This window comes from Gammaproteobacteria bacterium (assembly GCA_029881255.1).
Lineage (GTDB): Bacteria > Pseudomonadota > Gammaproteobacteria > S012-40 > S012-40 > JAOUMY01.
The window spans coordinates 83,878-110,218 of record JAOUMY010000003.1 but is presented as its reverse complement, the minus strand read 5'-3'; the positions used below and the strand labels follow the sequence as shown (position 1 = coordinate 110,218).

Genomic DNA, 26,341 nt, shown 5'->3' with positions numbered 1-26,341 from the left:
GACAAATGGCGATACGCAAAACTTATATCGTATTTCACATGAATTTGCTCTATTCCTCGATAGGCGAGAGCCAGCATTCCGTTCTGTTGAGGGAGTGTTATGCACGGATGTTGGATTTTATCGAGGATACCGGAGTACCCTGCGGGGTAGAGGTAAACGCATTTAGTTTAATGAAGTTATATGAGCTGAATCCTGCCTGGGTCGCGAAGTTTCGACAACTGGTTCAAGAGGGGAAGGTCGAATTAATTGGTTCCGGATTTGTTCAAAGCATAGGTCCTCTTCAACCTGCGGCGCTGGTCAAAGCCAATTTAGTGCATGGTAGCTTGCTGTATCGAGAGTATCTTGGCGTTGTCCCCGAGATCGCATTGATAAACGAGCAGGCATATTCATCGGGACTCATTTCGATCTACAGAAATGCGGGATATCGTGCCCTCATTATGGAATGGAACAATGCTGCCAGCGTAAATCCCGCCTGGGGTAGGGAACTGAGATATCATCCTCAGATCGCCATCGATAGTGATGGAAACGAAATTTTCATCATTTGGAGCGATTCAATATTATTTCAACAATTTCAGCGTCTGGCTCATGGTGAGATAAATAAGTCTGATTATGAAGAGTTCCTATATAAGCACATCGGAAGTCAAGCCGGATCGTTATGTCTCTATTCAAATGACGTGGAAGTCTTTGGGTTTCGACCTGGACGATTTACGACTGAGCCAGATTTATGTGAGACTGGCGTGGAGTGGAGGCGTATTGGCGATGCCGTTGACGCTTTGCGCGAAAAAAATGAATACGAGTTTGTGCTTCCAGGTCAGACACTGGATGCCCAACACGAGAGTGCTTTTCATCGCCTGTCTTTGTGCAACAGCGTGCTACCCATACCAGTAAAAAAACAAGGCAAATACAACATCCTTCGTTGGGCAAACTCGGGCAGAAACGATCTCGAAATCAACACCCGTTGCTGGCGCATTTACCGACAAATTGAACACTACCCGATTGAACATTCCTATTGGCGTCGCCTTTGTGCCTTGTGGGCGAGTGACTTTCGCACGCATATCACGGATACCCGTTGGCAAGGATATATTGACGAATTGACGGCCTTTGAAGATGAATTGGGGATAGTGGATGCGCTCGCAAAGCCGTTTTCCAAGAATATAAACCCGATCGACATCAATGAACGCTTTCTCAAACTTGAATCACCAAGCGCCCGTATCGTTTTAGACACACGGCGAGGATTGACTATCAGATCCTGCGAACTTGGCGACAGCAAATTATCTCTGTTTGGTCTGATACCACATGGATATTTCCACGACATTCGTTATGCCGCTGACTGGTTTAGTGGGCATATGACGTATGAAAGCGGTGGTCGTCACAAGATAACCGATCTGTCACAGGTATCACTACCATCATTAGCGGCGGCTACACAGCAATCGGCGTATTTGTCGATTGCAGATTTCGGAGAAATAAGAAAGCAGATATCAATACAGGAACGCGAACCAGCCTTCACTATCGACTACGCGATCAATGGCAAACCCGATCATGATGGCCTGTGGCGCTGCGCCTACTTCACCTTCAACCCTGAGGCTTTCGACCAACAAACGCTGTTTTACGCCACCCATAATGGCGGTGAAACCCTGGAGCGATTTGAAATAGACAGAGAATTCGATCACGGTCGTCCGGTGTCGCATCTGGTTAGCGCCAACACGGGACTAGGTGCAACAAAAGGAATCGTGATCGTCGGCGACGAAAAGACACAACTGGAATTCCGTATCGATCAGGCGCAACTGGCGGTTATACCGATGCTGTCTTTCCACTATGTCGACGACAGTTATCTACTGCGCTTGTGGTTCTCGCTACGCGAGCTCGACGATACCCGTCGCTTCGACCCGCAACAAGCGCTGAACTACCAATTTACTATCCAGGTCAGACTTCTGGATTCGCCACATTTGCGCTAACCGGCCAGCCGAAATATTTCAGATTTTCGAGATAGCGTTCTGCGTGCAGGGCATCGTCTTCGCTCAATTGCCCGGTATGTTCGACGAAGTGTTCTACCGAAGTTGCCATATCACCGCGCATGGCTTCAACGAATAACAGCGCCAGTGCATACGTGAGACAGTTGTCATTCTGAAAACGCTCGCCTAAAGTCTGGTGCAATTCTTCCCATTTATCTGAATCTTCCAGCCAGCCCAGGGCGCTAAAAATCGGTGGAATCATCAGCAAACCATCGGGAAAAATAATGTCATCGACTTCGAGTACCGTGCGTTGCACCGCCTCGTTCCATACCTGACTCAGAATAAATAGCAAGGCGTGGTGATCGGCAAGAAAGTTCTGTACATCTTCGGCTAAAAAAGCGCCGAGGACTTCGTTCAACTGATAGACATCTTCTACCTGCGCCAGCGCTATCAGATTGGCATCGATAAACGCGAAAGGGTTTTCATAGTCCAGGGTAAATGTAAAAGCGTTGTCGGTAGTCATTAAGCCGCTCCTTTTTTACGTTGGTCGCAGTGCATCATATCGTCACGTTCCCTGAACCAGATGTCCGCGTAATCACAATCAATGTATTCCTGAAAGTAGGGGCCACCTATGGTGTAGTGGATAAGAGAAACATCTTTCGCATATTTGTCATAGCCCACCAGGTGGTTCCAGCGATGGGGGATTTCACCAATCAAACTGTCATCTCCCAACCATTTGAATTGATGTAGCTCAAGGCCCGAGGCCTTGTTCACATATTCCGGTGTTAACGCCTTGCACTTTGCATTGTTGAACAACATCACACTCGACCAGTTCTTTTTCTCATACTTGCTTTGTGGGGCGTTGAGAAACTTGGTCTCTTCTTCGGGACGATGATTGTGCTTAACGACCTGCACCGCATAGCGGTCGTCGCGTAGCTTCCAAAGATTGGCAATATCGTCGAGTACCAGCATGTCGCAGTCCATAAAAATCGACCAGCCTTCAAACCCGGATAGAAAAGGCGTGAGAAAGCGCGAAAATGAGAAATCGGTAGATTGCAGCGGATTACGCTCCCGTTTCATCACGCCCTTGAGTTGTGACAAGGCCACAGGGGTGATCGATACCGGCTCGGTGGCGCGTGCATTAATGCTATGTGACAACACGCTGTAGGCGATGGCCTCTCGGGGATCGTATCCAATAAATATCCTGATCATGGCTTACTCCAGAAGGAATAATTAAGTGCTTATTCATGAGTAACCATGCAGGGCATGTGCCAAGGAGTGAGGTGAAATAATGTCGAAAAATCAAGGACATATAGCTGGACATGTAAATGGGGAGATGGCTGAGAAAATGCCAGAAAATCAAGACCTTAATTCAAGTCCCAGTGTAATTGATCAAGCGCGGTATACCAGGAGCCACTCACGTCCTGCCGATAGACACGGAACTGCGGAAACCACGGTGAAGTATTGCCGCTTAATCCCCAGCGCCATTCCGGTGGATGGGGCACAAGCACGCGGGCGGGTTTGCCTATACCGGCGCGCAAGTGCATATTGGTATTGCTCACGCCGATATAATCATTGAGTAATTGCAGCAAGGCCAACATGCTGGGCAAATCATTATTGAGATGGCTTTGATCGAGTATAGGCGCCCCAATAGCATTTTGCAGTGCGTCCATTTCGCCAGAATCGGGATGCCGCTGCAAGGAGATAAAACGCGCTGGGGTGTTTTTTAATGCCTGTCCTAGCGCAGGAATATCGACCGTCTTAAACAATACCCGTTTGCGATCTTCTCCTGCGCGCCAGGTCAGACCGATATATGGTGGCGGACCAAACGCCGCGAGTGTGCGTTTAATTTGTTCGTATAAATCTTTGTTCACCCGCAAGGGTAAGGGCGGTGGTGGTGTCGCGTTGTTTTTCATGCCGAGCACCAGAGGCAGGTCACCCACGGATAGACAAATATCGTGCTTGGGAGCAACACTAATATCCTCATCGATAATTTTGTCTATGCAGTAAACACTGGACAATATGTTTTTGAGCTTATTATCGGCGCGATAAAATATACGCGCACCACGGTCCTTGATCTCCTGGGTAAAACGCAGAAAAAAGATCTCGTCCCCCAAACCCTGGTCTTTATTGATCAGTATCGTTTTATGGTCGAGGATCTTGTCGAGCAAACTGGTCGAGGTGGGAAAATTCAAACTGATGCGACTAGGTCTCGACGAATAATTTTTAAATCCCTGCTCGTACAGGCCAGCGGCAAGCTGACTAACGGCAAGATTGAAACGGGTGTCGGAGAATGTGGGATCGATGCGGTTCGCTTTTGAAAAGCTATCCTGAGCGTTTTGAGGCTCGCCAATGCGGGTCAGGTTTATGCCCAAACCATTCCAGCCTGGCGCATGGTCAGGCGCAATACGGGTGACTTTTTCGTACTGCATCGCAGCTTCCTTGAAGTCACCGATTTCCTCGTAATACTGCGCCATACCAACATTGGCTTCTATGCTCATAGGATCGACCTTGAGTGCCTTGCGGAATGACTGGAAGGCTTGTTCGGTGTCTCCCATATCAATTTGGGTAACCCCGAGATTGGCCAGACTTTTGGCTGAATTTTCCTGCAGGGAAATCGCGCGGGTAAAAAACTCAACTGCCTTCTCCAGCTCCCCCTGTGCGCGATGTATATAACCTACATTATTCAGCGCCTCGATATCATTCGGCGAATTACGCAATGCCTTGTCGAGTAACAGCATGGCCTCGCTGTAGTCTTTGCGTTGTTGAAGAATCAGCGCCAGATTATTCAGCGACTTCAGATGATTCGGATCTATCTTCAACACGCGACGATAGAATTCCTCTGCTTCGTCATTGCGTTTGATCTTGTGACAAAGATTGCCAAAATGAAACATCGCACTGGTGTAAGTCGGTTTTATCTTAATCGCATTGCGATAACAACGCGCCGCCGCTTCGATGTGATTTAACTGTTCGTTAACGACGCCAAGATTATTCCAGGCCTCGGCATACGTCGGCTTGATAACGGTAGCCTGAGTAAAGGCTTTTTCCGCCTCTTTTAGTTTACCCAACTGAAAATTCACTGTCGCCAACATAAACCAGGCGAGTTCATTCTTGCGCTCTTTCGCGCACACATTTTCGAGTAAGGACTTGGCTTCTTTAATTTGCCCCTGTTGAAATAGCGCAATAGCACGTTGAGTTTTTGGGCTGCTGGAATGGGCGCTCATAGGAATCCGGCATCTTTCCTGATTTTTTTCAATGCCTGTTGCCAACCGCCATTCTTTTCCTGACGATATAAAGTGAAGGTGGAATACCAGTGCGTATCCTCACCAGATTCCAGCCAACGCCACTCTGGAGGATAGGGCACCAGCAATCTGGCCGGAAGATTGAGTGAACCTCGAATGTGCATATTGGTATTGCTGACACCGATGTAGTCGTCGAGTAAAAACAATATTGCCGCCATTTCCTGCAGATTTTCATTAGCGCCGGTTAAATCGATGCAACTGCACTTCAGATGTTCGCGCAGGTGCTCCACTTCGCCCTCGCCTGGGTTTCTCTGCAGCAATACCAATGTGCCTTTAAAGTCCTTGAACAACTCTTCTATCAATGCGAGATCAATAGACTTATGTAGTAACTCAACATCTTCGGCCACGCTACCTGCGATGGCGCCTGCGCGCCAGGTAAGACCAACCCAGGGCTGTGGCATATTTTCCAGATGTTGTTGATGCAGTTTATCCGCAGTCTCGCTATCGATACTCAGGGGAAACGGTGGTGGCATCTTCGGTGTTTCGTCACTACCAAGCAGATACGGTAGATCGGCGATAGACACATGATGGTCGAACGACTCTTCCGGCACCTCGGTGCTAATGCACTGAATAATGTTTTGATCCTGTAACAAGGGGACTATCGGTTGGGAGACTACCACGTGCAGGTAATCGGCAAAGTTTGCCAGCGGCTGACAAAAGCGTAGAAAAAACAGTTCATCGCCCAGGCCTTGATCACGCTCCACCAGTACACGTTTCCCGGTAAAGCCACCACTGATATTGAAATCAGTTTTTTTTTCCCGCAATAAAATACTGGGTCGGTGGCGGTAATTTTTCCAACCGCGTTTGTAATCACCGCGTAACAAATAGATGGTGGATAACAGAAACGCGATTTTATTTTTCAGCAGTTCGGACTGCGGATTGGCGTTCCTTGTCTCAGCGAGCATACTCAAGGCTTGTTTAAAGCTTTGTTCAGCTGAATTGAATTCCCCCAGTCGGTAATAGGCATAGGCCAGATTGACATGAGAATTGAGATAGTCCGGTTGAACTCGGGTAAGATTCTCCAGATACGAGATGGCCAGTTCTTTCTGATTGAGACGTGCCAGCACCAGGGCTTTGTCATTAATTGCGTCCACGTCTTCCTTATTGGTTTCGATAAGGCGGTCGAGCAGGCTGAGCGCGGTTTCGTTTTCTTCCAGCTTGATGGCTACGCGCACCTTGCGTCTTAACAAGGCCGGCGTTTCACCAAACTGTTTTTCGGCGTCGGCGATCAGTTCGCTGGCGAGCTGCATCTTGTTTTGCGCGATATAGGTATTGATCAGATTCTGATAGGGTTCCCAATAGGTCGGTTCCAGCCTGATGGCGCGTTCGAACTGGGCCTCGGCGCTGCTGAACTGATCCATGGAAAAATACACCGAGCCCATCGAATTTCGCACCTGGGCATGTTGTGTGTTGCGTTCAATCGCTCTTTCGAGGAACTCAATCGCTTCCTGCGGTCGCCCCAATTGATATAGGGACAGACCCAATAAATGAAATACATCGAATAAGGCGTGGCCATTCGCCAGCAAACTTCGACATATCGAAGCCGATTCACGCCACTGGCCGCGCTGAAACAGGCGGGCCGCCATCTGCAGCATTTCCAGTGGAGTAGGGTTATCGGCGTGGGGTGTATTCATGCGTACTGAACGTCACAACTGTAGTTTAGCTCTGTAACGCACGAACTATGCCGTCCCGAAAATTAACGCAAGCTAAACGAAACCACGTTTTTATTGATGGTGATGATTAATAAATCAAAGGCTTAGCTTTTAAAAAATATTTTGCGACGACATTTTGACATGCGAAGCTGATCGTGTTTTACTATACGGCGATGAGGGTGGGGCGTTTCCCGTAAGAGGAAACTCCGCGCAAATGATGATTAAAAAACAGGAAGATGAGGGATACGCATGTCGACTGCATCATCCACTGTGCTTGTCGTTGAAGAAGACAGTCAGAAGAGACAAATCTATAAAGGCATTCTGGATTTCGTAGACCAGGAAGCCCGCATTACCGATTGCCGCCACTGGAAAGAGATCCTGACCCAGCCCAATACCATTGGTATGGTGCTGTTGGGAGATAGCGGCACCGACGATAGCCTGAAGAAGGTATTCGACGGAATCACCGAACTGGACGCGGATCTGCCGATTATCCGTCTGGTCGATAAGACTAAAAAACTCCCCAATAAACAGAGCGACATTGAACAGTTTGTTCAAGCCGAGTGCTTTAATACCCTCGACCTGCCGCTTAAATATATGCAACTGACCGATGCGCTTCATCAGGCCGAAGTCTTTCGCGCCAGCTCTGAAAAACCACGCGACGGTAGCACTACTGAGCTGTTCCGCAGCCTGGTCGGCAATAGCCGCAGCATCCGTTCCGTACGCGAGATGATGGGCCAGGTAGCAGATTCCGATGCCACGGTGTTGATCCTGGGCGAATCAGGCACTGGTAAGGAAGTGGTTGCTCGCAACCTGCACTACCATTCCAGCCGTCGCAACAAACCATTCGTACCGGTTAACTGCGGCGCGATTCCCGGCGATCTGCTCGAAAGCGAATTGTTCGGACACGAAAAAGGCGCATTCACCGGCGCAATCAGTACCCGTCAGGGCCGTTTTGAATTGGCCGAAGGCGGTACGTTATTCCTCGATGAAATCGGTGATATGAGTCTGCACATGCAGGTCAAGCTGTTGCGCGTGTTACAGGAACGTACTTTTGAAAGAGTTGGCAGCAACAAGAGCATCCGTGCCGATGTGCGTATCATCGCCGCGACGCACCGCAACCTGGAAACCCTGATCAAGGAAGGTAAGTTCCGCGAGGATTTATTCTATCGCCTGAACGTCTTCCCCATCGAAATGCCACATCTGCGTGATCGCCTTGATGACATTCCATTGCTGGTGAATGAACTGATCGCGCGTATGGAAGCGGAAAAACGCGGTTCGGTACGTTTGACACCTGCAGCGGTTATGGCCTTGTGCCAATATCGTTGGCCGGGCAATGTACGCGAGCTTGCCAATCTCGTAGAGCGTCTGGTCATTATGTATCCGTATGGCGTGGTGGACATCAACGACCTGCCGGAGAAGTTTCGCCCAAAGGGCAAGACCTTCGCGGCGGATGAAGTTGCAGAAGAACAAATGGCCAAGGTCTCTACCGAAAGCATTAGTCGAATGTTTGAGAAAGAGCCTTTAAGCATGCCACGTTTGCCGAACGAAGGGCTTGATCTCAAGGAACACCTGAATAATCTGGAATTCAATCTGATTAAACAGGCCCTGGACGATGCCGGTGGTGTGGTCGCCCACGCCGCCAAGCGTTTGAAAATGCGTCGTACCACGCTGGTGGAAAAACTGCGTAAATATGGTTTGCAGCGCAGTCAGGACACCGTCGGCGCCTGATCACGATCGTTCTTGAAAACCAAAAAGCCGGTGACATCGTCACCGGCTTTCTTTTTGGACTAAACCATAGCCGATGTTTTCGCTGTATGAGTAGGTTGCGTTACAAAGCGCTTGACTAAAACCGTCTACAGTTTGAACGAAATAGCGGGCGAGTTTGCCCTGGGTGCAAAGAGTAAACACGAGTCATGTCTTTCCCTGTCGATGAATGTATTCCTCAATTGCTGGACGCCCTGGCATCCTCACCCAATGTGGTGTTGCAGGCCCCGCCCGGCGCAGGCAAGACGACGCGCGTGCCGCTGGCCTTGTTAAAGGCTGATTGGTTGGGGGCGCGCAAAATTCTGATGCTCGAACCGCGACGCCTGGCCGCGCGTTCCGCCGCACGTTTTATGGCCGGCAGTCGGGGCGAAGCCGTAGGCGAGTGCATCGGCTATCGCGTCAGACTCGATAGCAAAATCGGACCGAATACACGCATCGAAGTCGTCACCGAGGGCATACTCACGCGTATGCTGCAACAAGACCCGGCGTTGGAAGACTACGGCGTGGTCATCTTCGATGAATTCCACGAGCGCAATCTGCAATCGGATTTGGGATTGGCACTGTGTCTCGATGCGCAGCAAGGTCTGCGTGAGGACTTACGTATCGTCGTGATGTCGGCGACATTGGATGGTGACGCCATTGCAGGCTTGCTGGAGCAGGCGCCGATAATTTCCAGTGAGGGACGGCGTTACCCGGTAGCTATTCACTATGCGCCGCTGAGCGCCAGCTTTGCCCGAGAGCGTCGCGATTTCTTGCAGCAGTTGGCGGCGCAAATCGTGTCCATCATGCAAAAAGAAAGCGGCAGTGTGTTGGTTTTTTTGCCCGGCGCAGGCGAGATACAACAGGTTTTTTCGCTACTGCAACAATCATCCTTAGGCCAGGACGTTAACCTCGCACCATTGTTTGGACAACTGTCATCGGCGCAACAAGATGCCGCGATACAAGCCGCACCCGAAGGCAAACGTAAAATCGTACTTGCCACCTCCATCGCGGAAACCAGTTTAACGATCGAAGGTATACGCATCGTCATCGATAGCGGCTTAACGCGTCGCCCGCGTTTCGATCCCAATAACGGAATGACGCGACTCGTCACGCAACAGCTTAGCGCCGCCAGCGCTGAACAACGCAGCGGTCGTGCCGGTCGTCTACAAGAGGGCGTTTGTTATCGCCTGTGGTCTGCGTCGACACACTTGATCGCGCAGACCGCGGCCGAAATCGTCGATGCCGATCTCGCGCCCTTGCTTTTGGAACTGGCCTTGTGGGGTGTTACTGATGTGACACAACTGCGCTGGCTCGATCAGCCGCCTGTAGCGCATGTCGCCCAGGCGCGTGATCTTTTACATGGCCTGGGAGCGCTCGATGACAAAGGCGCAATTAGCGCCCACGGCAAAGCGATGTCTGCGGTTGGTACGCATCCACGCTTGGCGCACATGATGTTGCGCGGTAAAGAACTGGGCATCGGGCGACTGGCATGCGACATTGCGGCACTGTTGAGCGAACGCGACATCTATCGCGGCCCTGAAAAAAACAGTGATGTGCAAAAACGCATCGATGCCTTACGTGATAAACACGCGGCTCGTGAATTCGATATGGCTGGTATAAAGCGCGTGCGTGAGACAGCAAACCAGTGGCAACAACAATTAGACGTACGCGACGACAAGAATATTGATCAGCAATATTGGGCCGGTGTGTTGCTTGCTTTTGCTTATCCCGATCGCATCGCGCAACGACGTAGTGAGCAAGATACACGTTATCGCCTGAGCAATGGTGGAGGCGCACAGTTAAACGAACACGATGGACTGCGCGTAAATAAATACATCGTCGCAGCCAACCTCGACGGTGCGCGTGAAGCGCGGGTGTTTCTCGCTGCTGCGATCGATGAATCACTATTGCACGAATATCTGCATGAACTGATAGCAGAGCAAAACATTGTCGAGTGGGACGAGCGCAACTCGGCGGTACAAGCTCGCAGCCAACAGCGTATCGGCGCAATTGTGATTGCAGACAAACCGTGGAAAAATGCCGATCCCGATGCAATTAAAAAGGCGCTTACCGAGGGCATACGCAAACAAGGAATCGATTGCTTGCCGTGGACGGATACCGCGCGTCAATTCCAATCACGCGTACAGTTTGTTCACGATCATGTCGACGAAACATGGCCGAGTTTTGACGACATCAATTTAATCGATACACTCGAAGAATGGCTGGCTCCTTTTCTCGACAAGATGTCGCGCATCAGTCACCTGTCGAATCTAAATATGCACGAGATATTGCTTGCGCGTTTGAGTTGGGAACAGCAGCGCCAACTCGATGCACTCGTACCCACACACCTAACAGTGCCGAGTGGTTCGCGCATACGCGTCGACTATGGGCAATTTCCACCAGTGCTCGCAGTACGTTTGCAGGAAATGTTTGGCCAGGCGGAAACACCGTGTGTTGCCAATGGAAAAATACCTGTGTTGTTACACCTATTGTCTCCTGCACAGCGTCCCTTGCAAGTTACTCAAGACCTCGCCGGATTTTGGAACGGTTCATACAGTGCGGTAAAAAAAGAAATGAAAGGTCGCTATCCCAAACACGTGTGGCCGGACGATCCCATGCAGGCACAAGCGACGGCGCGGGCGAAGCCGAAGAATGGTTAAGGACTTAACAAGCATAGTTGTTGGCTGACGTTTTCCTGGTCCGCGTATATTTTCTCTCTCGGCTCATTTTCCCTTGAATGCACATAGGATTTGCTATTAAATCAGCGATATGAAATTTTTCGTGCCTGTATACGGGGGTCAACAGCTACTGAAATAGCGAGAACCGCGTATATAGGGATACGGGGAAACCCTCTATATGTTTTGGGAGTGTTGCGTTTAGGGGGTTCTGATTATAGTCAGATATACAAACAGTTGCGGGGATTATGTGAAAGATTATTTAGGAATCTTAATCTCGTGCCATATTTTAAGCTGTTATGTGTTTGGAGAAAATGACCAATGGATTCTGGAGAATTAAAGAACGCCTATATTTCTTCTGCGGAGAATTTAGAAGTTATTAGGCGAGATTTCGAATCAAACGGAAACACCAAGAGCAGAAGGGAATTTTACCGACTTAGATATATGGCAGCCATTATTATGAATGATCTGAGTCGGGAATATTTGAGTATAGAAACGAATCCAACGAACGGTACTTCAAAGTTATTAGCAGTTGGAACACTAATTTTAAAGCTTTATGAAGCTAGACAATGGTACACGAAGGATGGTTATGTAACATTGCTAGATATTGCTGACCAGAAAGGAATTAAATCTGAAACTGAGCAAAAGCTACGATCCTTGAAAGGCCTAAAAGCCGGAAGAATCGATGCTTATTCAAAGTTTCGCAATACAATAGCCGGTCACTATTTATTTAACTCTTGCGAGTTAATAGAAGAATTGGAAAAGATAGAGCAAGAAGTATTCTTCGAAGATGCAAGAGCAGTGCTGCGATACGGTAACGAATGGATAAATGTACTGAAGTATGTTGGAGAACACACCTAACAAGTCGTTGCAGCGGACAAGCCGCTGAACTCGGCGTTTGAGGCTGTAGGAAAACACGAATGTCTAGAATATTTTTGAATTATAGGGTGGCAAAACCATTCCTGAGGTTGCGATCGTCGAACACATGGCTACTCAGGAGATCGGTTTTTCTGTTAAAAATCGTGCCAGGGTTTTTCTGCGGCCTCGTTAGTCATACAACAAGGATGATATGAATACAAACTACACTCGTGAAATTGTAGTTTCAAGCACACCAGGTGAAGCTTATAAAGCATTGACTATTGGTTTTAATAGATGGTGGACGACTGATTGCAATTCTGTGACTGATGCCGGAGATGAAATTACTTTTAAATTTGGTCCGTCCTACTGGGTAATGTGCGCCACAAAACTAGTGCCTGGTAAAATAGTCGAATTAAAGTGCATTGATGCCCATCATGTGCACGATGGATTGCCATCAACAATTCTTGTCGAATGGAAAGGAAGCAAATTAAAGTGGAATATCCAAAATCGGAAACAGGAAACAAAAATTGCATTTATTCACGAGGGTCTTTCACCATCACTAGAATGTTATGAGGTATGCGAGCAAGGTTGGGATTATTTCTTTGCTAAAAGTTTAAAGCAATATCTAGATACTGGTAAGGGGTTCCCATTTGAAAACCGGGCGTAAAACTTGCTTAACATGCGCTCGTGTAGGAAGCACATTACGTCGCGCCCCAAATCCAAGCGTTAGTTATAAATGTGATGAAGACACGTCTATTGCTTATATTGTTTTGTTTCAGTGTGTGTGTAAGTGCAGAGGATTTTGGTATCGGCGTGGCTAAACTTTCCTATCCAAGTAATAATGGAGAAATATTCGAAAAAGAAAACACGTACAGACCTCGCGCACTAGACATATATTTTCAAACAACCAAACCGTTTTCGCTCTACACGCATGTTTTACTAACGGAAAACAACAAGGCAATTGCGATTTACGGTTTTAAATATGGATTTGGCATTATGTGACGAGTTGGCGGAGGCATTGGATTGAATTTTGTCGCCTCAGTTTTAGTGGCGATGTTAATTTGAAGTGGAACTCGTATATAGTGGGTGCATATAGAGAGCATTGGAACTGGGGAGACGCGAGGTATGGTTCCTACGGGCTGCGCATTGGAAAGGGAATGTCTATATTTGGGTGGTAAAGTTACGTGGCTTTGTTTGGCTAAAAATTTAACAATTCGTTCAAATTCTCAGGGCAAAAAGCGCCCAGCACGGACGCCGCAAAAAGTGTTGCACAAATACTCAGCGGCATCTATGAAGCAGACTTTCTGCCCAATAGTTATGGCTACCGTCCCAATCGCAGTGCACATGGCGAGATTCACAGTCTACGAGTCAACCTGCAATTCCAGGGTTTTGGTTACATCGTCGAAGCTGATATCAAAGGCTTCTTCGACACCGTAGACCATCACTGGTTACAGCGGATGCTCAAGCAACGAATCGACGACAAGCGGCTGATGAGACTCATCCAGCAATGGATGACGGCCGAAGTGGTTGAACCCTCTGGAAAGGTTTCTAAACCAGACCAAGGCACACCACAAGGCGGTGCTGTCTCACCGGTATTAGCCAACATCTATCTGCACTATGTGTTAGACCTTTGGTTTGAGAAAGTGATTAAACCAACATGTCAGGGGCGAGCCATGTTGATACGCTACTGCGATGCCGCACCTCAATGAAGAAACAGCATGAGCTGATGCGATCCATCTATCAATGGATTAAACGCCATCGGCACCAGCGCAGCAACGTACTGTTGCCGAAGCTCAAGCGAAAGCTGGTAGGGGTTGCGAATTACTTTGGGCTGCCAGACAATAGCGAAAGCCTGATACGGTTGTATCGACATACGCTGCACAGTCTGCACAAGTGGTTAAATCGCAGGAGCCAACGTCATAGCTACAACTGGGCAGGACTAAAAGCGTTGTTGAATCGTTTAGACATTCAGCCGCTTCGCGTCTGGAAGCGCACGCAGTTGGTAGCGGATTGGTACTAGGGCCGTGTTAGCACGGGTGAATAACATGACTGAAGAGCCGGATGCGGTAGTTCCGCACGTCCGGATCTGTGTCGGGGCCATCGGGTGACTGGTGGTTCTACGATGACTACATAAATGAGAAAACATAATTTGGGAGAACCTGAATGGTTGACAAATTTTCCGAAGAAGACCTGACTATTGAGGAAGAACAAGAAGAAGAGAGCGTTGCAATAAATTACGATATTGCAAGCTATCCGTCGGACTTCACACTTTCTGGAATAGCGCAGATGTGGAAGGATGACGATATTTTAATCCCCGACTATCAACGTGAGTTTGTTTGGACTATGCGCCAATCGTCGCTACTCATCGACTCATTTCTATGTGGTCTTCCGGTTCCTCCGGTGTTTTTTTATATAGACGAGGATAATAAAAATTTAGTTATTGATGGCCAGCAACGAATTCTGAGTGTTGTGTTTTTTATGGAAGGCTATTTCGGCAAGGAAAGCACTCAAGGAAAACGACAAGTTTTTCGTTTGACCGGACTACCTGAAAAGAGCCCGTATTATAATCAGAGGTTTGAAGATCTAGACGAAACAGCACAACGCAAGTTAAAGCAAGCAGTGCTAAGAGCTGTAAATATACGCCAACTGAATCCCACTGGAGAAAGCACAAGCGCATATCATATTTTTGAGCGTCTAAATACAGGCGGCACGCCTTTAAAACCCCAAGAAATTAGAAACTGTGTTTTTCGCGGGGGGTTTAATAACCACCTAAAAGATGCCAATAAAGATGCCAATTGGCGAAAAATATTGGGTAAATCATACATCGACAAGCATCAGAAGGATGTCGAACTCTTGTTAAGAATATTTTCACTGGTTGGCGCATCTGATGAATACGAAAAGCCTATGAAAGAATTCCTAAACAAAGCCATGAAGAAGCATGACTCTGGTGATACTAAAAAAGCCAAGAATTTCATCAATATATTCTACAAAATAACGGAACTTGTGATCGATAAAATTGGGCCGAAGCCGTTTCATCTAAGAGGTCCCATAAACGTATCTGCCCTTGATTCGGTGATGTGTGTATTAATTGAACATCACGACAAAATAGACTTTCCTAATTTGAAAGATAAGTTTAAAAAGCTATTGAAAGACGATGACTTTGATGAGTACACCAGGATAAATACCACTGATACAAAAACGGTTTCGGAGCGTATTGAAAAAGTAAGAGAGTATCTTTTGGGTTAAGGCCGTGACATATAGCAATAACTTTCGACATGCCGATGATGTTGTGAATCATCTTAACACCATAGTTCCAGCTATAGCGGACCCATTGCTGAAAGCCAAATACGTTGGGTTCGTCTCCGTCGTTGCCGTTACTGTTTACGAGATGGCTGTTAAGGACATATTTATCGAATTCGCCAACAAAAAACATAAAGTCCTCGGTAATTTTACGGAGTCGTACTTCGATAGAATAAATGGGAAAATAAAACTTCATATTATTAAAGAAGATTACATTCCGAGATTTGGGGCGAAATACAAAACGAGATTTCAAAGAAATATCGAAATATGTGCGAACGACTACTTTAAGGCCCATCGCCGCGATATCAGAAGTGCATACGGTAATTTAATCACATGGAGAAATGATTTCGCGCATGAAGGTAGGACTAATACAACCGCCACATATGAAGAGGCAGTTCAGGCATATGAAGATGGCAAGGAAGTTATTCACTGTCTAGCAAAATGTATGACCAGGTGAAAATGTGTAACAATTCGCCCAAGGTCGCTACGCTCCCACGGACGCCTCGCTGCGCTCAGCGCCTCTTGGCTTTGCGTTGAGGCTGTAGAAAAACCCCATTTTCGCTTTTTTAACTGATAAACTGGCAGCGCGCATAGGGAGACATGCTGATGCCGAAATTCAAAGACTATAATTACGATCAAACATCGATGGTAGTAGTTAATTTTAAAGACCAACTACAGCCAGGGACGTTTGAATACACGATTCATTATCTGCTCGACGAGAAACTTGACCTGTCGATATTTTATCCTCGCTATCAAAACGATGACGGTGGACGTCCAGCTTACGATCCGGCGATTTTGTTAAAGATTATTTTGTTTGCCTACTCAAAGGGTATTACCTCAAGCCGTGAGATACAGTGGTATTGCGAGCATAATATTATTTTCAAGGCACTATCTTGCGATAGCGTTCCACACTTCACCACCATCGCCGCATTTGTCAGTGATCATGCGAAAGAGATCGAATCATTGTTTGATCAGTTATTGCTTAATGGGAATCGAAAATATATTTTGAAGGACGATTGACGAAGTGCCGTGCGTGCAAGCTGAAGTCGTAATGCATGAAAAACCCGGGTTCAGCAGACAGTCGAAAAGGACATGGTAGACAGGTCTCTTTTATCGTTAAAAAGAACAGCCCATATACAGACTGGATGAAGCACCGCGTTGACAGTGATAAAGGAAAACATATCTATAGTCACCGGATGTCTGTGGTCGAGCCGGTGTTTGCAAACATAGGCACGAATAAGCGGTTGAACCGTTTTAGTTTGCGAGGTAAAAAGAAGGTGCAAAGCCAATGGCAGCTTTGCTGTATGGTGCATAACATAGAGAAGTTGGCCAATTATGGCGGATTAGCAGCGTATAACGACAGGTTCAACCAAATTGATACAAATGGATAATGTTTGGGGCATGAAAAATTCACTGCATATTGTTCATACTGACGGGCTAGGTTGTCGGTGTCAGTTGCGGGTTTTTCTACAGTCTCGTTATGCATAAGAGAATTCATCATGGATAGAAAATCTTTCAAGCTACCTTTTCGAAAAGCGGGATTTACAAAATATCTCTGTCCTACCTGTAATAAAGGCTTCCTTAGAGTAAAGAAGGGGACATTTCATTTTGAAGAAATAAGATCATCGTCTAGAGAACGCCGCCATAGTGATTATTGGGAACCTGAATGGATGGAATATATCTATAGCTGCCTATTTGAATGTACAAATACAACATGTAAAGACACTGTATCAAGTTCAGGCGTGGGCTCCGTATCTCAATATTATAGTTACGACGAAGAAGGTAATCCTGATGTTGACTATGATGATTATTTTACTCCAAAATACTTTACTCCACATCTTAGGTTGTTTGTTCCTCCAAAAGATACACCAGAAACTGTTGATGATGAAATAGAAAGCTCATTCTCATTATTTTTTAGTGACCCCCCTTCATCAGCTAATCACATTAGGGTTGCATTGGAGCACTTGCTAACTCATTTAAAGATAAAACGATTTACTACAACAAATGGACGACGCAGCTATCTCGCACTTCACAAACGGATCGATTTACTTCCTAGAAAATATGACCATGTCAAGGATATATTTTTTGCTATCAAGTGGTTAGGGAATGCTGGAAGTCACAGTCAACACAAAGTAACAACTGATGATGTACTTGATGCATATGAGCTTATGGATGAACTTCTTGTTGAGATATTTGCAAATAAAAGAAAAAATGCAAAGTCGCTTGCAAAAAAAATAAACAAAAAGAAAGGGCCAAAATAAATGCATAACAATCAGCGCAACTTGACGCTTGACTGCTCCGGACTTACGCTGCCGCTCCAGGCCGTCGCAGTCAGTCGTAAGTTAGCAAAGCGTAATGTTTTCTGCTTCTCCTTTGACGTAAAGGTATACAGTTAGATGAGGAAAATCCAATTTTTAATTAGCCATTTAATTTTTGTGTTCTCGCCAGGGCTTGTCTTAGCGGAAGCTTGCTCATTCAAACTACCAGACTCCTCCAATTATGAAGGGGAATGTAAGAAAGGGTTGTTTAACGGCAAAGGAAAACTAACATGGCGTAACGGCTCCGAATACGTGGGTGAATTCAAAGATGGCTTGATGCATGGTTATGGTAAGTTCGTGCATACGTCTGGCTGGTCAAATGAGGGCGAGTACAGAAATGGCGCCTTAAACGGACAAGGTGTTTATAGGTCAGAGTACGGAGACACGTACAAAGGGAAATTTGTAGAAGATATACAAACAGGTGAAGGAAAATTCATTTACTCCAATGGAGATGTTTGTGAAGGTTACTTTGTAAACGGTTATCTTCACGGAAATGGCACTTGTAAATATTCTGATGGTACTTTCGTCAATACAGAATGGAAAAATGGACGAATGCACGGACGAGGAACCCTAAATAGTTCTAACGGAGACAAATATAAGGGAGAATTTGCCGAAGGAAGGATTAATGGAAGAGGTGTTTTTCACTACAGTAATGGTGATATGTGTGAAGGCCAATTTTACGATGGGAAAATACATGGAAATGCCACATGCAATTATGTAAATGGCACTCATATTAAAGGTGAATGGAAAAATGGGCTTTTAAATGGATACGGGACAATGACGTTTAAGAGCGGCGATCAATATAGCGGTCAATTCGAAAACGACAAAAGGGATGGAAAAGGTGTTTATAAGAGAGCGAATGGAGATAAGTATTCAGGAAGCTTCAAAAACAATACTTTCAACGGACTAGGAATATACGAACATAGTAACGGAGATAAATATACAGGCGAGTTTCATAATGGTCTCGCTCATGGTGAAGGTTCTTTTTATGATCACAAGACAAAGAAAGAATCGAAAGGTTTTTGGTGGAATGGAGAGTTATTGGACAAAGGTGGAGAAAGTTGCGAAATATCTCAGCCTGTAAAAACATAACAGTCGGTCGAGCGCTTACGGCTCGGACCTCGCTCCGCTCTGCCTCTCACCATAGGCGTTATGTTGTGCACAAGTGGAGCCTGAGATGAAGAACGATCCAGAACTAAAGATAGTGGAGTCCTGGAAAAGGAACGCATCACCGTGGATTCGCGCGGTACGTGAAAATGAAATCGATAGTAGAATACTAGTAACGAATAAGGCGATTGTTGATGCTGTTCTTAGTCAGTCACCAAAAAAAGTTCTGGATATTGGATGTGGAGAAGGATGGTTAGTTAGAACGCTATCTGAGAACGGTATTGATGTCCTGGGAGTTGATGTGGTCTCCGAATTCATCGAATCCGCCAAATTGTACAATGTAGGGCGTTATCAACTCCTGGGCTATGATCAATTGTCTTCTCATTCCTTGGGTGAGAAGTTTGATGTTTTGGTCTGTAACTTCTCGCTGTTCGGGCTGGAATCAGTGGAAGGGATATTTCGATCAGCCAAAAACTTATTACAACCCGGGGGATCCCTGACAATCCAGACACTTCACCCGAAAACGATCTTGGCAGAAAAAGAAGCGGTGGAGGGATGGGCTGAAGGATCATGGTCAGGATTTAGTAGCGAATTTTGTGATCCGGCCCCTTGGTATCGTCGTTCCATAGGAAATTGGATAGAGTTATTCATCGCATTTGGTTTTGAAGAGCCTGAGATAATCGAACCAGTAAATCCAAAAACAGAAAACTTTGCTTCAATTGTCTTTATAGGAAAGTATGCAGCTAACAAGGCACTTCATCCAACGCAAAAACCGCGCGGCTAAGTTTGTCATTAGCCATCTAGGTGAAAAATGTTATTTCGCGAAGCAAATTATAAAGACGCAAGCGCAATTGCCAATCTACATGCAGATAGTTGGCGTGTCGCATATCGCGGAATTTTTCGCGATGAGAATTTAGATGGTGATGTTGTCAATGAACGAAAAGAAGTTTGGAATCACCGGCTTTCTGCCCCAAAAGATAACCAACTTGTTATCTTGGCAGAGGAAAACAGTGAACTATGTGGTTTCGTGTGCGCTTATGGTAATGAGGATCCGACGTGGGGTACTTTCATAGACAACTTGCACGTACGTAAAGAAAGGAAACGCAAGGGAATCGGTCGTGGCTTAATGAAAGAAATCGCACTCTGGTCACGTCGTCACTATCCCGATGCGGGTCTATATCTAGGCGTTTTAGAGCGCAACCTTTCAGCGCGCAGGTTCTATGAAGCACTTGGCGCTCGAAATCAAGAATCAAGACTTTGGGAGCCACCGGGTGGAGGCGAAGTTGTAGATCTTCGTTATGTGTGGTCGAATCTTGATTCAATAATAGCGGGCAACGGCTAACAAGCGCTTCAACCGGACGGCCCAAATCAGCGCTTCGCTCTGCTTTGGGTTCCCTCGCCTAAACGCGCTCGGCCGCCCGTTAAGCTAGTCGTTGAGGCTATAGGAAAACTCGAATGTATAAAAATATTTTAGAATTATGGGGTGGCAAAACCATTCCTGAGGTTGCGATCGTCGAACACATGGCTACTCAGGAGATCGGTTTTTCTGTAAAAATCGTGTCAGGGTTTTTCTACGGCCTCGTTAGAAGAATATGAATATGAAGCTGAACGTATTTGGGAAACACATTGAAGTTTTACGCAGAAATAATAGATGGGAAACATATTATCTCGGCAATGAAGGGAAAAAAAGAATTGCTGAGGATATATTGGTACCCTCCAATATTGATGAAGCTGACTTGGTGGAGTATATAGCCGACTTGTGCCACGAATGGGCTACACCTCAAAAAAATAATGTCTTTATTATTAAATAAGGTATCTTCTAACAAGCAGTGCCAGCTTGCCCCTGCGGGGCCGGATCTCACTACGCTCGGCTGCTGCTCTTGTCGTTGGACGCAGTAAATAGAAAAATGGAATCTTCTATGAACACATGTAAATGCTTCAGCTGTGGTGGTGAATATCCTGACATTGAAGGACCTATACATCGATATATGACATCATCATCTGGTTGCTGGTCTGTGTATGGTGAAGTGCTTGCTCGCGAATACAGTAATCCTGATTACTTTGAAGTACACAGGCTAACTGTAGATGCTTATGCCGTCCAACACCCAGGTTCTACTGATCGTCAAAGTGTTCAGTCAGTTGGTGTTCACCTGGTTCGTTTGTGCCTGTTTCTGGAGCATGGCTTGACCGCAGAAAATGCAAATAACGCAATGCTTGAGGCTGGAAAATATAAACACAACTTCACTTGGCTTGAGCCGCCGGAAAATATGGGTAGGATTACCGCTGCTGATGTTATAAAAGCCAAAAATGTTGCAGAGCACAAGTCAATAGTAAGGGAATGGGCTCAAAGCTCTTGGGAAGCGTGGTCTAAACACCACAATACTATTTGGGCATGGCTACCCGCCCAACAAAGCGCTCAAGGTGCCACCGCTAAACGAAGCGTCTAAGCGTGACGCTATCTATGCGTAAACTGATCTCATATCAAGGATGACATATGGCAGATAATGTCAAAATAAGAATTCACTGGAGTTTTTGGGCAATAGCTGCCTTTGGTATGCTTTGGAATATTGGCGGATCAATTAACTATATGATGCAAACCAATCTAGACTTTGTTTCTACCTTACCCGCTTATTAGAGCTGGATGGCTATAACGAATTGGAAAAGCTGCTAAAAGCAGAAGGGCTGGAGAATGAAACATACAAGGCAAGCCAGTAATCCCCAACGGAGAAAAATCTTACTGCGTTCGGCTACTGCTCTTGTCGTTAGGGAAATAGCGTAATCAAGGAGGAAACATATGAAGTCTTTTAACACTACCATAGTCATAAATGCCCCAACAGAAAAGGTTTGGGAGATTCTCACTAATATTTCTGACTGGCACCAATGGAATACAACGATTGAAAATGTTGCGGGTTCAGTCTCGCCAGGTAGCAAAGTGACTGTTCGCGCAAAGGCAATGCCTGACAGAGCATTTCCGCTTACGGTCTCTGATTTCACTCCAAATAAATCGATGGTTTGGAGTGGCGGTATGCCTCTGGGTCTATTTACTGGGAAACGTACTTATACGATAACCAGTGCTGAAAATAATGCCACCATATTTTCAATGAGTGAAAACTTTTCTGGTTTATTGGCGCCTTTAATCACTCGTTCAATACCGGATTTGCAACCATCATTTGATGAGTTTTCAAAATGTCTCAAACAATGTGCTGAGTCAGCAGAAGTATGATAAGCGCCCGTGGAAATGGTGCTTATATCGCAACAAAGAGCTGGGTAGAAAAACATAGCTGACTATGCCTATCAAAGAACATTTACCCGGATACATTATTGGGCCACTCGTTTGAAAGAAATGCCACAAGCCTCTCTTCGCTGCTATACGCCGGTGAGTTGCGACATTGTGTGACCTAATTCATATCTACAACTTCAAATATTGTTGTAATTATGTATGAAGTAGCTTCGGAAATTAAACCTTTATCACACAAGGTAAAGATCCGTAGTTGCGCCAACACAAGACACCTTTCATGGAGGAAACATCAATGAATAAACAGGAATATGAAACCAACTTACACTGGGCTAATAATGCGTTACGTCATGTAAAGTACACGTGTGTTATAGGGGCTTCAAATAGACATGATGATATGGAACGCACTAGTAATTGGTCTAATGACAGCGTTAAACGGATGCGCAAACAGTCAGCTGCCCGTACGGCTACCACATGGGGAGAATTAGTTCGTTTACTAGCCAAAGATGCCAGTGATAGTCGATGTGGTAATTGCGGAGAACAAGCAGCCTTAGCCTTTGAGTATTTGAGACTTACACTCGGGGCAACGCCTATCGAATATATGACGTTGGCAAGCCAGCGGCAAGGAGGCGGTGGAGTTGGTGTATGTGATGGTGACCATGTGTTTGTCGTAATTGGTCGAAAGGCGGGCGGAAACCCCGGTACAGTTTCATCAACACTTGATATACAAAACTGGAACCCCGAGACAGTAATATGTGATCCCTGGGCGAATGAGGTATATCCGGCTTTTGATTTTGGTGTTAAATCCACTTGTGGTGGGGCGTGGCATAGGCTTAAGTCTGCACTACAAGCTTAATGTTGGCGAATATATCGACCATCGTTAAATTTATCTTTTAAATGCTAAAAACATCATTTTACAAAAGCAATAAATTCTATTTTACATAGCAAGCGCATTTTGGCGGACAGGTTTTCCATTGAGTTTCAAACGGGCCTCTCATCCAGGCGCTTGCCTATGTAATGGAGCAGGAAAATGGGAATAGTTTATTCAGTAAGCAAGAAAGATACACATAATTTCTCCAAAAATGTATGCTCGTCTATTAACTTAATTAAAGGCCAGGGAGTTGAAGGCGATGCTCACAGCGGAAGTACTGTAAAACACAGATCCAGAGTCGAGAAAGATCCTAGTCAGCCAAACCTGAGACAGGTGCATTTGATTCATTATGAACTTATCGAGGAACTTAGAGCGAAAGGTTTTAAAGTTAACCCGGCAACCATGGGTGAAAACATTACAACAAAAGATATTGATCTTCTCTCTTTGCCGCGAAATACAAAGTTAAAGATTGGTGGCGCAGTGATAGAAGTGACAGGATTGAGAAATCCATGCGCGCAGCTAGATAATTATCAAAAGGGTTTAACTGCCGCTGTCCTGGATAGGGATGAAAATGGCAATCTGATCAGAAAAGCGGGAATCATGGGGATAGTAAAACAGGGCGGTGTCATCAAAGCAGGTGATTCCATAAATGTAGAACTACCTGACGAGCCATTCCTGCCTCTAGAGAGAGTTTAGCTCTATTCAGTTGTTCAAAATACATGAGCTTCCAACATTCTTCGCCTTCAGTGGCGCTATGCGACCTCTATTGAATGTTGAGTGAGAAAAAATATTTGTAGCGTCACTGTTTGAGTTCCTTGTTCTTTGCCCTTTAAAACAGCTATTCTTATATTACTAATTAGTAGTTTCAGCTAAACATCTGCGAGTAAACAATGGGCATCAAAATTGTCGTAAACAACCGCGAGGTGACGAATCCATTCGCCCGTTTGGTGGGTGGAGTGTTAGCCGTCTTTATAACACTTCTCATCGGATTGGTACTGTTATTTATTGCGCTACCCGTGATGTGGTTTTCGGTGTCTGCCATGCTAGTGATTTTGTTGAGTGTGTTGGTGACTGCTCCGCGTTTGTTGACACAGGCCAAAGAGATTAGAAAACAATTGCCGCCGAAAGACGAAAATCTTTAGGGAGCAAAATACACTACGCCCGGTTCTATTTGTGCGCGGCTGCTTCCGCCATCCAGGACAAATCCACTTGCTACCCAATATGTTTTGCGTGAGGGATCAGGCTGAATATCCAAATAGTCACCCCACGCGCCGTTTTGTGGTGCATGCGTGGATTTCTTGACTGTTTTCATTTTCCACTGACTTAGACTTTCATCGAGCCAACCCACCGCATGGCAGGCGAAATCGTTTCCTCCGCCACAAAATGCGGTCATGCCAATATCGCCGCGTTTGTTCGGGCAGGTCGCTGGATATGACCAGGCCCGATCCAGGCTCCACAGATCAGGTTCGTCGAGCAAGGTTTCGTCGTGTTCGTTGATGCGTACGCAGCGTATATATGGATGAGGATGGTGGTCATCGGCACTGGCGCTCCACGCAAATCCAATAAGGCCTCTTGCACGCCATCCGGCGGTGATTCGATCATCCAGGCGTTTTAGCCAGGGTTTGTTATTCGGGCCGAGTGAATCATATGGTCCGTCTTTCCAAGGGCTGACGGTGATCGTTTTATGCGTAACGCTGGTGCTATTGTCCGCCCATTTGAACATCACAATGGCTGTTGACCGATTACTCTGACTAGCAAAGTAAGCCGAATCACCCTCGCCACGCGCGAATCGCAGCGAACCGTATTGAGTGGTAGACCACGCTTGGCGTGGTAAGCTAGCTCGCGCTTTTAAATCTTTTAGTGGTAATCGAATCACTACCGCCCGAGTCCATACATCACCGCTGACCGTAAACATATTAAAAGAAAACAACAGATAATTTTCGGTTTCTAAAATGTCGGGATAGTCAAACCATACATCCGTCCAGGAGGCGTTTATGTCGGTGGGTTTGGTGTCCCACCATGTCCACGATGTTGGTGTGCCGGAATTGCTTACCGCCACGCGAAATAGGTTGCCTTCACTGGTTTTGCGATATTGTGTTAACCAAAACCATAGGCGCCATTTCTTGGAGTAGTGGACGATTTGATCACAACATACGCCACCACGGGCTGGAGGTAAGGTTTCATAAGGATCAATGAATTTCCAGCTTTTGCCCATATTGCTACTGCGTGCGCAAAACCAATTTCCAGACACAATGATTCGTTTACCCGATGTAGCCAGACTGGGTTCGCAAATAGTACTGGCCTGGTTTCCTACCGCGTTTTGATTTAAACGCAGGTGTTTGATAATGCGTGTCATAAAGTCTATTCGTCTGGGTTGTTTGGCGGCGTCGTCGACTTGTGCGGTTTTTCTAAACTACGCGAACGACTTTTTTCTGGTCCTGGCGATTTTCGCTGTGGTGACACATTGTTATCCTGCAGATCGAAATCCGGTTTCTCGACTTGTTCGTCAGCATTGTTTTCGACATTACACAAATCACACGGCTCACCTTCCTTCACATGGTGATGTTCGTGCCCTACATCGGAATTTTTGGGTGGGCTCATCAGTTCAATACCAGTCGCGCGGAATATCCCAATATGACCGTCCAAAACAAGGCCATAAAACCTTTTTCGCCTATGGAATGATTGATATATCGACCAGCGTAGGTGCTAATAATCATGACGGGGAGCAAAATGCCAGCGAGTATCCACGCTTCTTTACTGAGCAAACCTGCGTTGTTAAACACCGCTGCTTTGGTTGCATCACCGACGAGGGAAACCATTGCGGCTGCGCCGACTAAATACTGGCGATCCAGTCCCAGGCTGCGTATCGCCACACCTTTGAGCGGTCCGCTCATGCCTGAAAATCCGGAAGTGGCGCCCGCTGTAAAGGCCATTATTCCCGCCCAACTCTTGCGCGTTACACCATACGGTAGAAAATCCAGGGCAAAGGTAGCGAGAAACATCACAATGACAAAGCCTTTCACCCAGGACTCAGGCGCAACAATCATTAACTGTGCACCCAGTGCCGCGCCGAACATCACCGCTATCGCGATTAAGGCAGAGGATTTAAGTGGCAGTGTTTTACGATAGGCATACGCTTTCACCAGATTATTCGCTGCGAGTAATAATGCAGACAGTGCGACGCCTTCCTTGACACCCGTCGTCATCATTAATACGGGGACGAGTATCAACGAGCCACCAAAACCCGCAGCTGCCGACAAGGCAAACGCAGCAGGAACGGCTACAGTAAGTATTGCGATTGAAAAGAGATCGAACTCCATAAACT

The 26,341-nt window shown here is 46.3% G+C and carries 28 protein-coding genes and 1 pseudogene; 22 read left to right on the top strand and 7 right to left on the bottom strand.

Going from position 1 to position 26,341, the window contains the following annotated elements:
* Positions 1 to 5 precede the first annotated feature (5 nt).
* Positions 6 to 1,955, top strand: coding sequence for a glycoside hydrolase family 57 (locus OEZ43_07910; protein ID MDH5545500.1), 1,950 nt, complete (start codon positions 6 to 8; stop codon positions 1,953 to 1,955).
* Here OEZ43_07910 and OEZ43_07905 read toward each other — a convergent pair.
* From OEZ43_07905 to OEZ43_07890, 4 genes are all read right to left on the bottom strand, one after another.
* The gene (locus OEZ43_07905; protein MDH5545499.1) at positions 1,924 to 2,475 is read right to left on the bottom strand and encodes a hypothetical protein; all 552 of its coding nucleotides are present in this window, start codon (positions 2,473 to 2,475) and stop codon (positions 1,924 to 1,926) included. The two genes, OEZ43_07910 and OEZ43_07905, sit on opposite strands and share 32 nt — an antisense overlap.
* Positions 2,475 to 3,164 (bottom strand): glycosyltransferase, encoded by a 690-nt coding sequence (locus OEZ43_07900; protein MDH5545498.1) that lies wholly within the window; start codon positions 3,162 to 3,164, stop codon positions 2,475 to 2,477. Before OEZ43_07900 ends, OEZ43_07905 begins: the two co-directional genes overlap by 1 nt.
* Before the next feature lie 155 nt (positions 3,165 to 3,319).
* Complete coding sequence (locus OEZ43_07895; protein ID MDH5545497.1) at positions 3,320 to 5,176, bottom strand: tetratricopeptide repeat protein; 1,857 nt, start codon at positions 5,174 to 5,176, stop codon at positions 3,320 to 3,322.
* A complete protein-coding gene (locus OEZ43_07890; GenBank protein MDH5545496.1) occupies positions 5,173 to 6,888 on the bottom strand; it encodes a tetratricopeptide repeat protein in 1,716 nt (571 codons plus the stop codon). Before OEZ43_07890 ends, OEZ43_07895 begins: the two co-directional genes overlap by 4 nt.
* Positions 6,889 to 7,155: 267 nt before the next feature.
* On the opposite strand from OEZ43_07890, the gene OEZ43_07885 reads away from it, so the two are divergent.
* From OEZ43_07885 to OEZ43_07785, 21 genes and pseudogenes are all read left to right on the top strand, one after another.
* Positions 7,156 to 8,634 carry a sigma-54 dependent transcriptional regulator gene (locus OEZ43_07885; protein ID MDH5545495.1) on the top strand — a complete coding sequence of 493 codons (1,479 nt, stop codon included), beginning with the start codon at positions 7,156 to 7,158 and terminating at the stop codon, positions 8,632 to 8,634.
* A gap of 185 nt (positions 8,635 to 8,819) precedes the next feature.
* Positions 8,820 to 11,312, top strand: coding sequence for an ATP-dependent helicase HrpB (gene hrpB / locus OEZ43_07880; GenBank protein MDH5545494.1), 2,493 nt, complete (start codon positions 8,820 to 8,822; stop codon positions 11,310 to 11,312).
* 336 nt (positions 11,313 to 11,648) lie between these two features.
* Positions 11,649 to 12,188, top strand: coding sequence for a hypothetical protein (locus OEZ43_07875; GenBank protein MDH5545493.1), 540 nt, complete (start codon positions 11,649 to 11,651; stop codon positions 12,186 to 12,188).
* A gap of 208 nt (positions 12,189 to 12,396) precedes the next feature.
* The gene (locus OEZ43_07870; protein ID MDH5545492.1) at positions 12,397 to 12,852 is read left to right on the top strand and encodes an SRPBCC domain-containing protein; all 456 of its coding nucleotides are present in this window, start codon (positions 12,397 to 12,399) and stop codon (positions 12,850 to 12,852) included.
* A gap of 637 nt (positions 12,853 to 13,489) precedes the next feature.
* Positions 13,490 to 13,894 (top strand): reverse transcriptase domain-containing protein, encoded by a 405-nt coding sequence (locus tag OEZ43_07865; protein ID MDH5545491.1) that lies wholly within the window; start codon positions 13,490 to 13,492, stop codon positions 13,892 to 13,894.
* Entirely contained in the window at positions 13,891 to 14,205 is a 315-nt protein-coding gene (locus tag OEZ43_07860) for an RNA-directed DNA polymerase (Reverse transcriptase) (protein ID MDH5545490.1), read from the top strand. Before OEZ43_07865 ends, OEZ43_07860 begins: the two co-directional genes overlap by 4 nt.
* A 143-nt stretch (positions 14,206 to 14,348) precedes the next feature.
* Complete coding sequence (locus OEZ43_07855; GenBank protein ID MDH5545489.1) at positions 14,349 to 15,431, top strand: DUF262 domain-containing protein; 1,083 nt, start codon at positions 14,349 to 14,351, stop codon at positions 15,429 to 15,431.
* Between the two features lie 4 nt (positions 15,432 to 15,435).
* The gene (locus tag OEZ43_07850) at positions 15,436 to 15,942 is read left to right on the top strand and encodes a HEPN domain-containing protein (GenBank protein MDH5545488.1); all 507 of its coding nucleotides are present in this window, start codon (positions 15,436 to 15,438) and stop codon (positions 15,940 to 15,942) included.
* Positions 15,943 to 16,091: 149 nt separating this feature from the next.
* Positions 16,092 to 16,876: pseudogene (locus OEZ43_07845) on the top strand (transposase).
* A gap of 108 nt (positions 16,877 to 16,984) precedes the next feature.
* Entirely contained in the window at positions 16,985 to 17,746 is a 762-nt protein-coding gene (locus tag OEZ43_07840; protein MDH5545487.1) for a DUF4145 domain-containing protein, read from the top strand.
* A gap of 135 nt (positions 17,747 to 17,881) precedes the next feature.
* A complete protein-coding gene (locus tag OEZ43_07835; protein ID MDH5545486.1) occupies positions 17,882 to 18,895 on the top strand; it encodes an MORN motif-containing protein in 1,014 nt (337 codons plus the stop codon).
* 85 nt (positions 18,896 to 18,980) lie between these two features.
* The gene (locus OEZ43_07830; GenBank protein ID MDH5545485.1) at positions 18,981 to 19,694 is read left to right on the top strand and encodes a class I SAM-dependent methyltransferase; all 714 of its coding nucleotides are present in this window, start codon (positions 18,981 to 18,983) and stop codon (positions 19,692 to 19,694) included.
* 27 nt (positions 19,695 to 19,721) lie between these two features.
* Entirely contained in the window at positions 19,722 to 20,252 is a 531-nt protein-coding gene (locus OEZ43_07825) for a GNAT family N-acetyltransferase (GenBank protein ID MDH5545484.1), read from the top strand.
* Between the two features lie 113 nt (positions 20,253 to 20,365).
* Positions 20,366 to 20,506, top strand: coding sequence for a hypothetical protein (locus OEZ43_07820; GenBank protein ID MDH5545483.1), 141 nt, complete (start codon positions 20,366 to 20,368; stop codon positions 20,504 to 20,506).
* Between the two features lie 2 nt (positions 20,507 to 20,508).
* Positions 20,509 to 20,721 carry a hypothetical protein gene (locus OEZ43_07815; GenBank protein ID MDH5545482.1) on the top strand — a complete coding sequence of 71 codons (213 nt, stop codon included), beginning with the start codon at positions 20,509 to 20,511 and terminating at the stop codon, positions 20,719 to 20,721.
* Positions 20,722 to 20,829: 108 nt separating this feature from the next.
* Positions 20,830 to 21,357, top strand: coding sequence for a DUF5946 family protein (locus OEZ43_07810; GenBank protein MDH5545481.1), 528 nt, complete (start codon positions 20,830 to 20,832; stop codon positions 21,355 to 21,357).
* Positions 21,358 to 21,404: 47 nt separating this feature from the next.
* Positions 21,405 to 21,545, top strand: coding sequence for a hypothetical protein (locus OEZ43_07805; protein MDH5545480.1), 141 nt, complete (start codon positions 21,405 to 21,407; stop codon positions 21,543 to 21,545).
* A 159-nt stretch (positions 21,546 to 21,704) separates the two neighbouring features.
* Entirely contained in the window at positions 21,705 to 22,133 is a 429-nt protein-coding gene (locus OEZ43_07800) for an SRPBCC domain-containing protein (GenBank protein MDH5545479.1), read from the top strand.
* A 307-nt stretch (positions 22,134 to 22,440) separates the two neighbouring features.
* Positions 22,441 to 23,001 carry a hypothetical protein gene (locus tag OEZ43_07795; GenBank protein MDH5545478.1) on the top strand — a complete coding sequence of 187 codons (561 nt, stop codon included), beginning with the start codon at positions 22,441 to 22,443 and terminating at the stop codon, positions 22,999 to 23,001.
* Between the two features lie 174 nt (positions 23,002 to 23,175).
* A complete protein-coding gene (locus OEZ43_07790) occupies positions 23,176 to 23,712 on the top strand; it encodes an MOSC domain-containing protein (GenBank protein ID MDH5545477.1) in 537 nt (178 codons plus the stop codon).
* Positions 23,713 to 23,906: 194 nt separating this feature from the next.
* Positions 23,907 to 24,158 carry a hypothetical protein gene (locus OEZ43_07785; GenBank protein ID MDH5545476.1) on the top strand — a complete coding sequence of 84 codons (252 nt, stop codon included), beginning with the start codon at positions 23,907 to 23,909 and terminating at the stop codon, positions 24,156 to 24,158.
* Here OEZ43_07785 and OEZ43_07780 read toward each other — a convergent pair.
* The 3 genes from OEZ43_07780 to OEZ43_07770 are packed head-to-tail and all read right to left on the bottom strand — an operon-like array spanning position 24,155 to position 26,336.
* Positions 24,155 to 25,372, bottom strand: a complete 1,218-nt coding sequence (locus tag OEZ43_07780) for a hypothetical protein (protein ID MDH5545475.1) — start codon at positions 25,370 to 25,372, stop codon at positions 24,155 to 24,157. The two genes, OEZ43_07785 and OEZ43_07780, sit on opposite strands and share 4 nt — an antisense overlap.
* Before the next feature lie 5 nt (positions 25,373 to 25,377).
* The gene (locus tag OEZ43_07775; GenBank protein MDH5545474.1) at positions 25,378 to 25,617 is read right to left on the bottom strand and encodes a hypothetical protein; all 240 of its coding nucleotides are present in this window, start codon (positions 25,615 to 25,617) and stop codon (positions 25,378 to 25,380) included.
* Entirely contained in the window at positions 25,617 to 26,336 is a 720-nt protein-coding gene (locus OEZ43_07770) for a sulfite exporter TauE/SafE family protein (protein ID MDH5545473.1), read from the bottom strand. The genes OEZ43_07775 and OEZ43_07770 overlap by 1 nt, the downstream gene beginning before the upstream one ends.
* Between the last annotated feature and the right edge of the window lie 5 nt (positions 26,337 to 26,341).

What these genes read in the sequence shown, in the direction of transcription:
- OEZ43_07885 (MDH5545495.1), top strand. Translation starts at nt 7,156, where the DNA reads ATGTCGACTGCATCATCCACTGTGCTTGTCGTTGAAGAAGACAGTCAG.
- OEZ43_07815 (MDH5545482.1), top strand. Translation starts at nt 20,509, where the DNA reads ATGAAGCTGAACGTATTTGGGAAACACATTGAAGTTTTACGCAGAAAT.
- OEZ43_07870 (MDH5545492.1), top strand. Translation starts at nt 12,397, where the DNA reads ATGAATACAAACTACACTCGTGAAATTGTAGTTTCAAGCACACCAGGT.
- OEZ43_07770 (MDH5545473.1), bottom strand. Translation starts at nt 26,336, where the DNA reads ATGGAGTTCGATCTCTTTTCAATCGCAATACTTACTGTAGCCGTTCCT.
- OEZ43_07830 (MDH5545485.1), top strand. Translation starts at nt 18,981, where the DNA reads ATGAAGAACGATCCAGAACTAAAGATAGTGGAGTCCTGGAAAAGGAAC.
- OEZ43_07835 (MDH5545486.1), top strand. Translation starts at nt 17,882, where the DNA reads ATGAGGAAAATCCAATTTTTAATTAGCCATTTAATTTTTGTGTTCTCG.
- OEZ43_07890 (MDH5545496.1), bottom strand. Translation starts at nt 6,888, where the DNA reads ATGAATACACCCCACGCCGATAACCCTACTCCACTGGAAATGCTGCAG.
- OEZ43_07820 (MDH5545483.1), top strand. Translation starts at nt 20,366, where the DNA reads ATGTATAAAAATATTTTAGAATTATGGGGTGGCAAAACCATTCCTGAG.
- OEZ43_07780 (MDH5545475.1), bottom strand. Translation starts at nt 25,372, where the DNA reads ATGACACGCATTATCAAACACCTGCGTTTAAATCAAAACGCGGTAGGA.
- OEZ43_07860 (MDH5545490.1), top strand. Translation starts at nt 13,891, where the DNA reads ATGAAGAAACAGCATGAGCTGATGCGATCCATCTATCAATGGATTAAA.
- OEZ43_07810 (MDH5545481.1), top strand. Translation starts at nt 20,830, where the DNA reads ATGAACACATGTAAATGCTTCAGCTGTGGTGGTGAATATCCTGACATT.
- OEZ43_07795 (MDH5545478.1), top strand. Translation starts at nt 22,441, where the DNA reads ATGAATAAACAGGAATATGAAACCAACTTACACTGGGCTAATAATGCG.
- OEZ43_07775 (MDH5545474.1), bottom strand. Translation starts at nt 25,617, where the DNA reads ATGAGCCCACCCAAAAATTCCGATGTAGGGCACGAACATCACCATGTG.
- OEZ43_07840 (MDH5545487.1), top strand. Translation starts at nt 16,985, where the DNA reads ATGGATAGAAAATCTTTCAAGCTACCTTTTCGAAAAGCGGGATTTACA.
- OEZ43_07875 (MDH5545493.1), top strand. Translation starts at nt 11,649, where the DNA reads ATGGATTCTGGAGAATTAAAGAACGCCTATATTTCTTCTGCGGAGAAT.
- OEZ43_07790 (MDH5545477.1), top strand. Translation starts at nt 23,176, where the DNA reads ATGGGAATAGTTTATTCAGTAAGCAAGAAAGATACACATAATTTCTCC.
- OEZ43_07785 (MDH5545476.1), top strand. Translation starts at nt 23,907, where the DNA reads ATGGGCATCAAAATTGTCGTAAACAACCGCGAGGTGACGAATCCATTC.
- OEZ43_07800 (MDH5545479.1), top strand. Translation starts at nt 21,705, where the DNA reads ATGAAGTCTTTTAACACTACCATAGTCATAAATGCCCCAACAGAAAAG.
- OEZ43_07825 (MDH5545484.1), top strand. Translation starts at nt 19,722, where the DNA reads ATGTTATTTCGCGAAGCAAATTATAAAGACGCAAGCGCAATTGCCAAT.
- OEZ43_07905 (MDH5545499.1), bottom strand. Translation starts at nt 2,475, where the DNA reads ATGACTACCGACAACGCTTTTACATTTACCCTGGACTATGAAAACCCT.
- OEZ43_07855 (MDH5545489.1), top strand. Translation starts at nt 14,349, where the DNA reads ATGGTTGACAAATTTTCCGAAGAAGACCTGACTATTGAGGAAGAACAA.
- OEZ43_07895 (MDH5545497.1), bottom strand. Translation starts at nt 5,176, where the DNA reads ATGAGCGCCCATTCCAGCAGCCCAAAAACTCAACGTGCTATTGCGCTA.
- hrpB (MDH5545494.1), top strand. Translation starts at nt 8,820, where the DNA reads ATGTCTTTCCCTGTCGATGAATGTATTCCTCAATTGCTGGACGCCCTG.
- OEZ43_07805 (MDH5545480.1), top strand. Translation starts at nt 21,405, where the DNA reads ATGGCAGATAATGTCAAAATAAGAATTCACTGGAGTTTTTGGGCAATA.
- OEZ43_07900 (MDH5545498.1), bottom strand. Translation starts at nt 3,164, where the DNA reads ATGATCAGGATATTTATTGGATACGATCCCCGAGAGGCCATCGCCTAC.
- OEZ43_07910 (MDH5545500.1), top strand. Translation starts at nt 6, where the DNA reads ATGGCGATACGCAAAACTTATATCGTATTTCACATGAATTTGCTCTAT.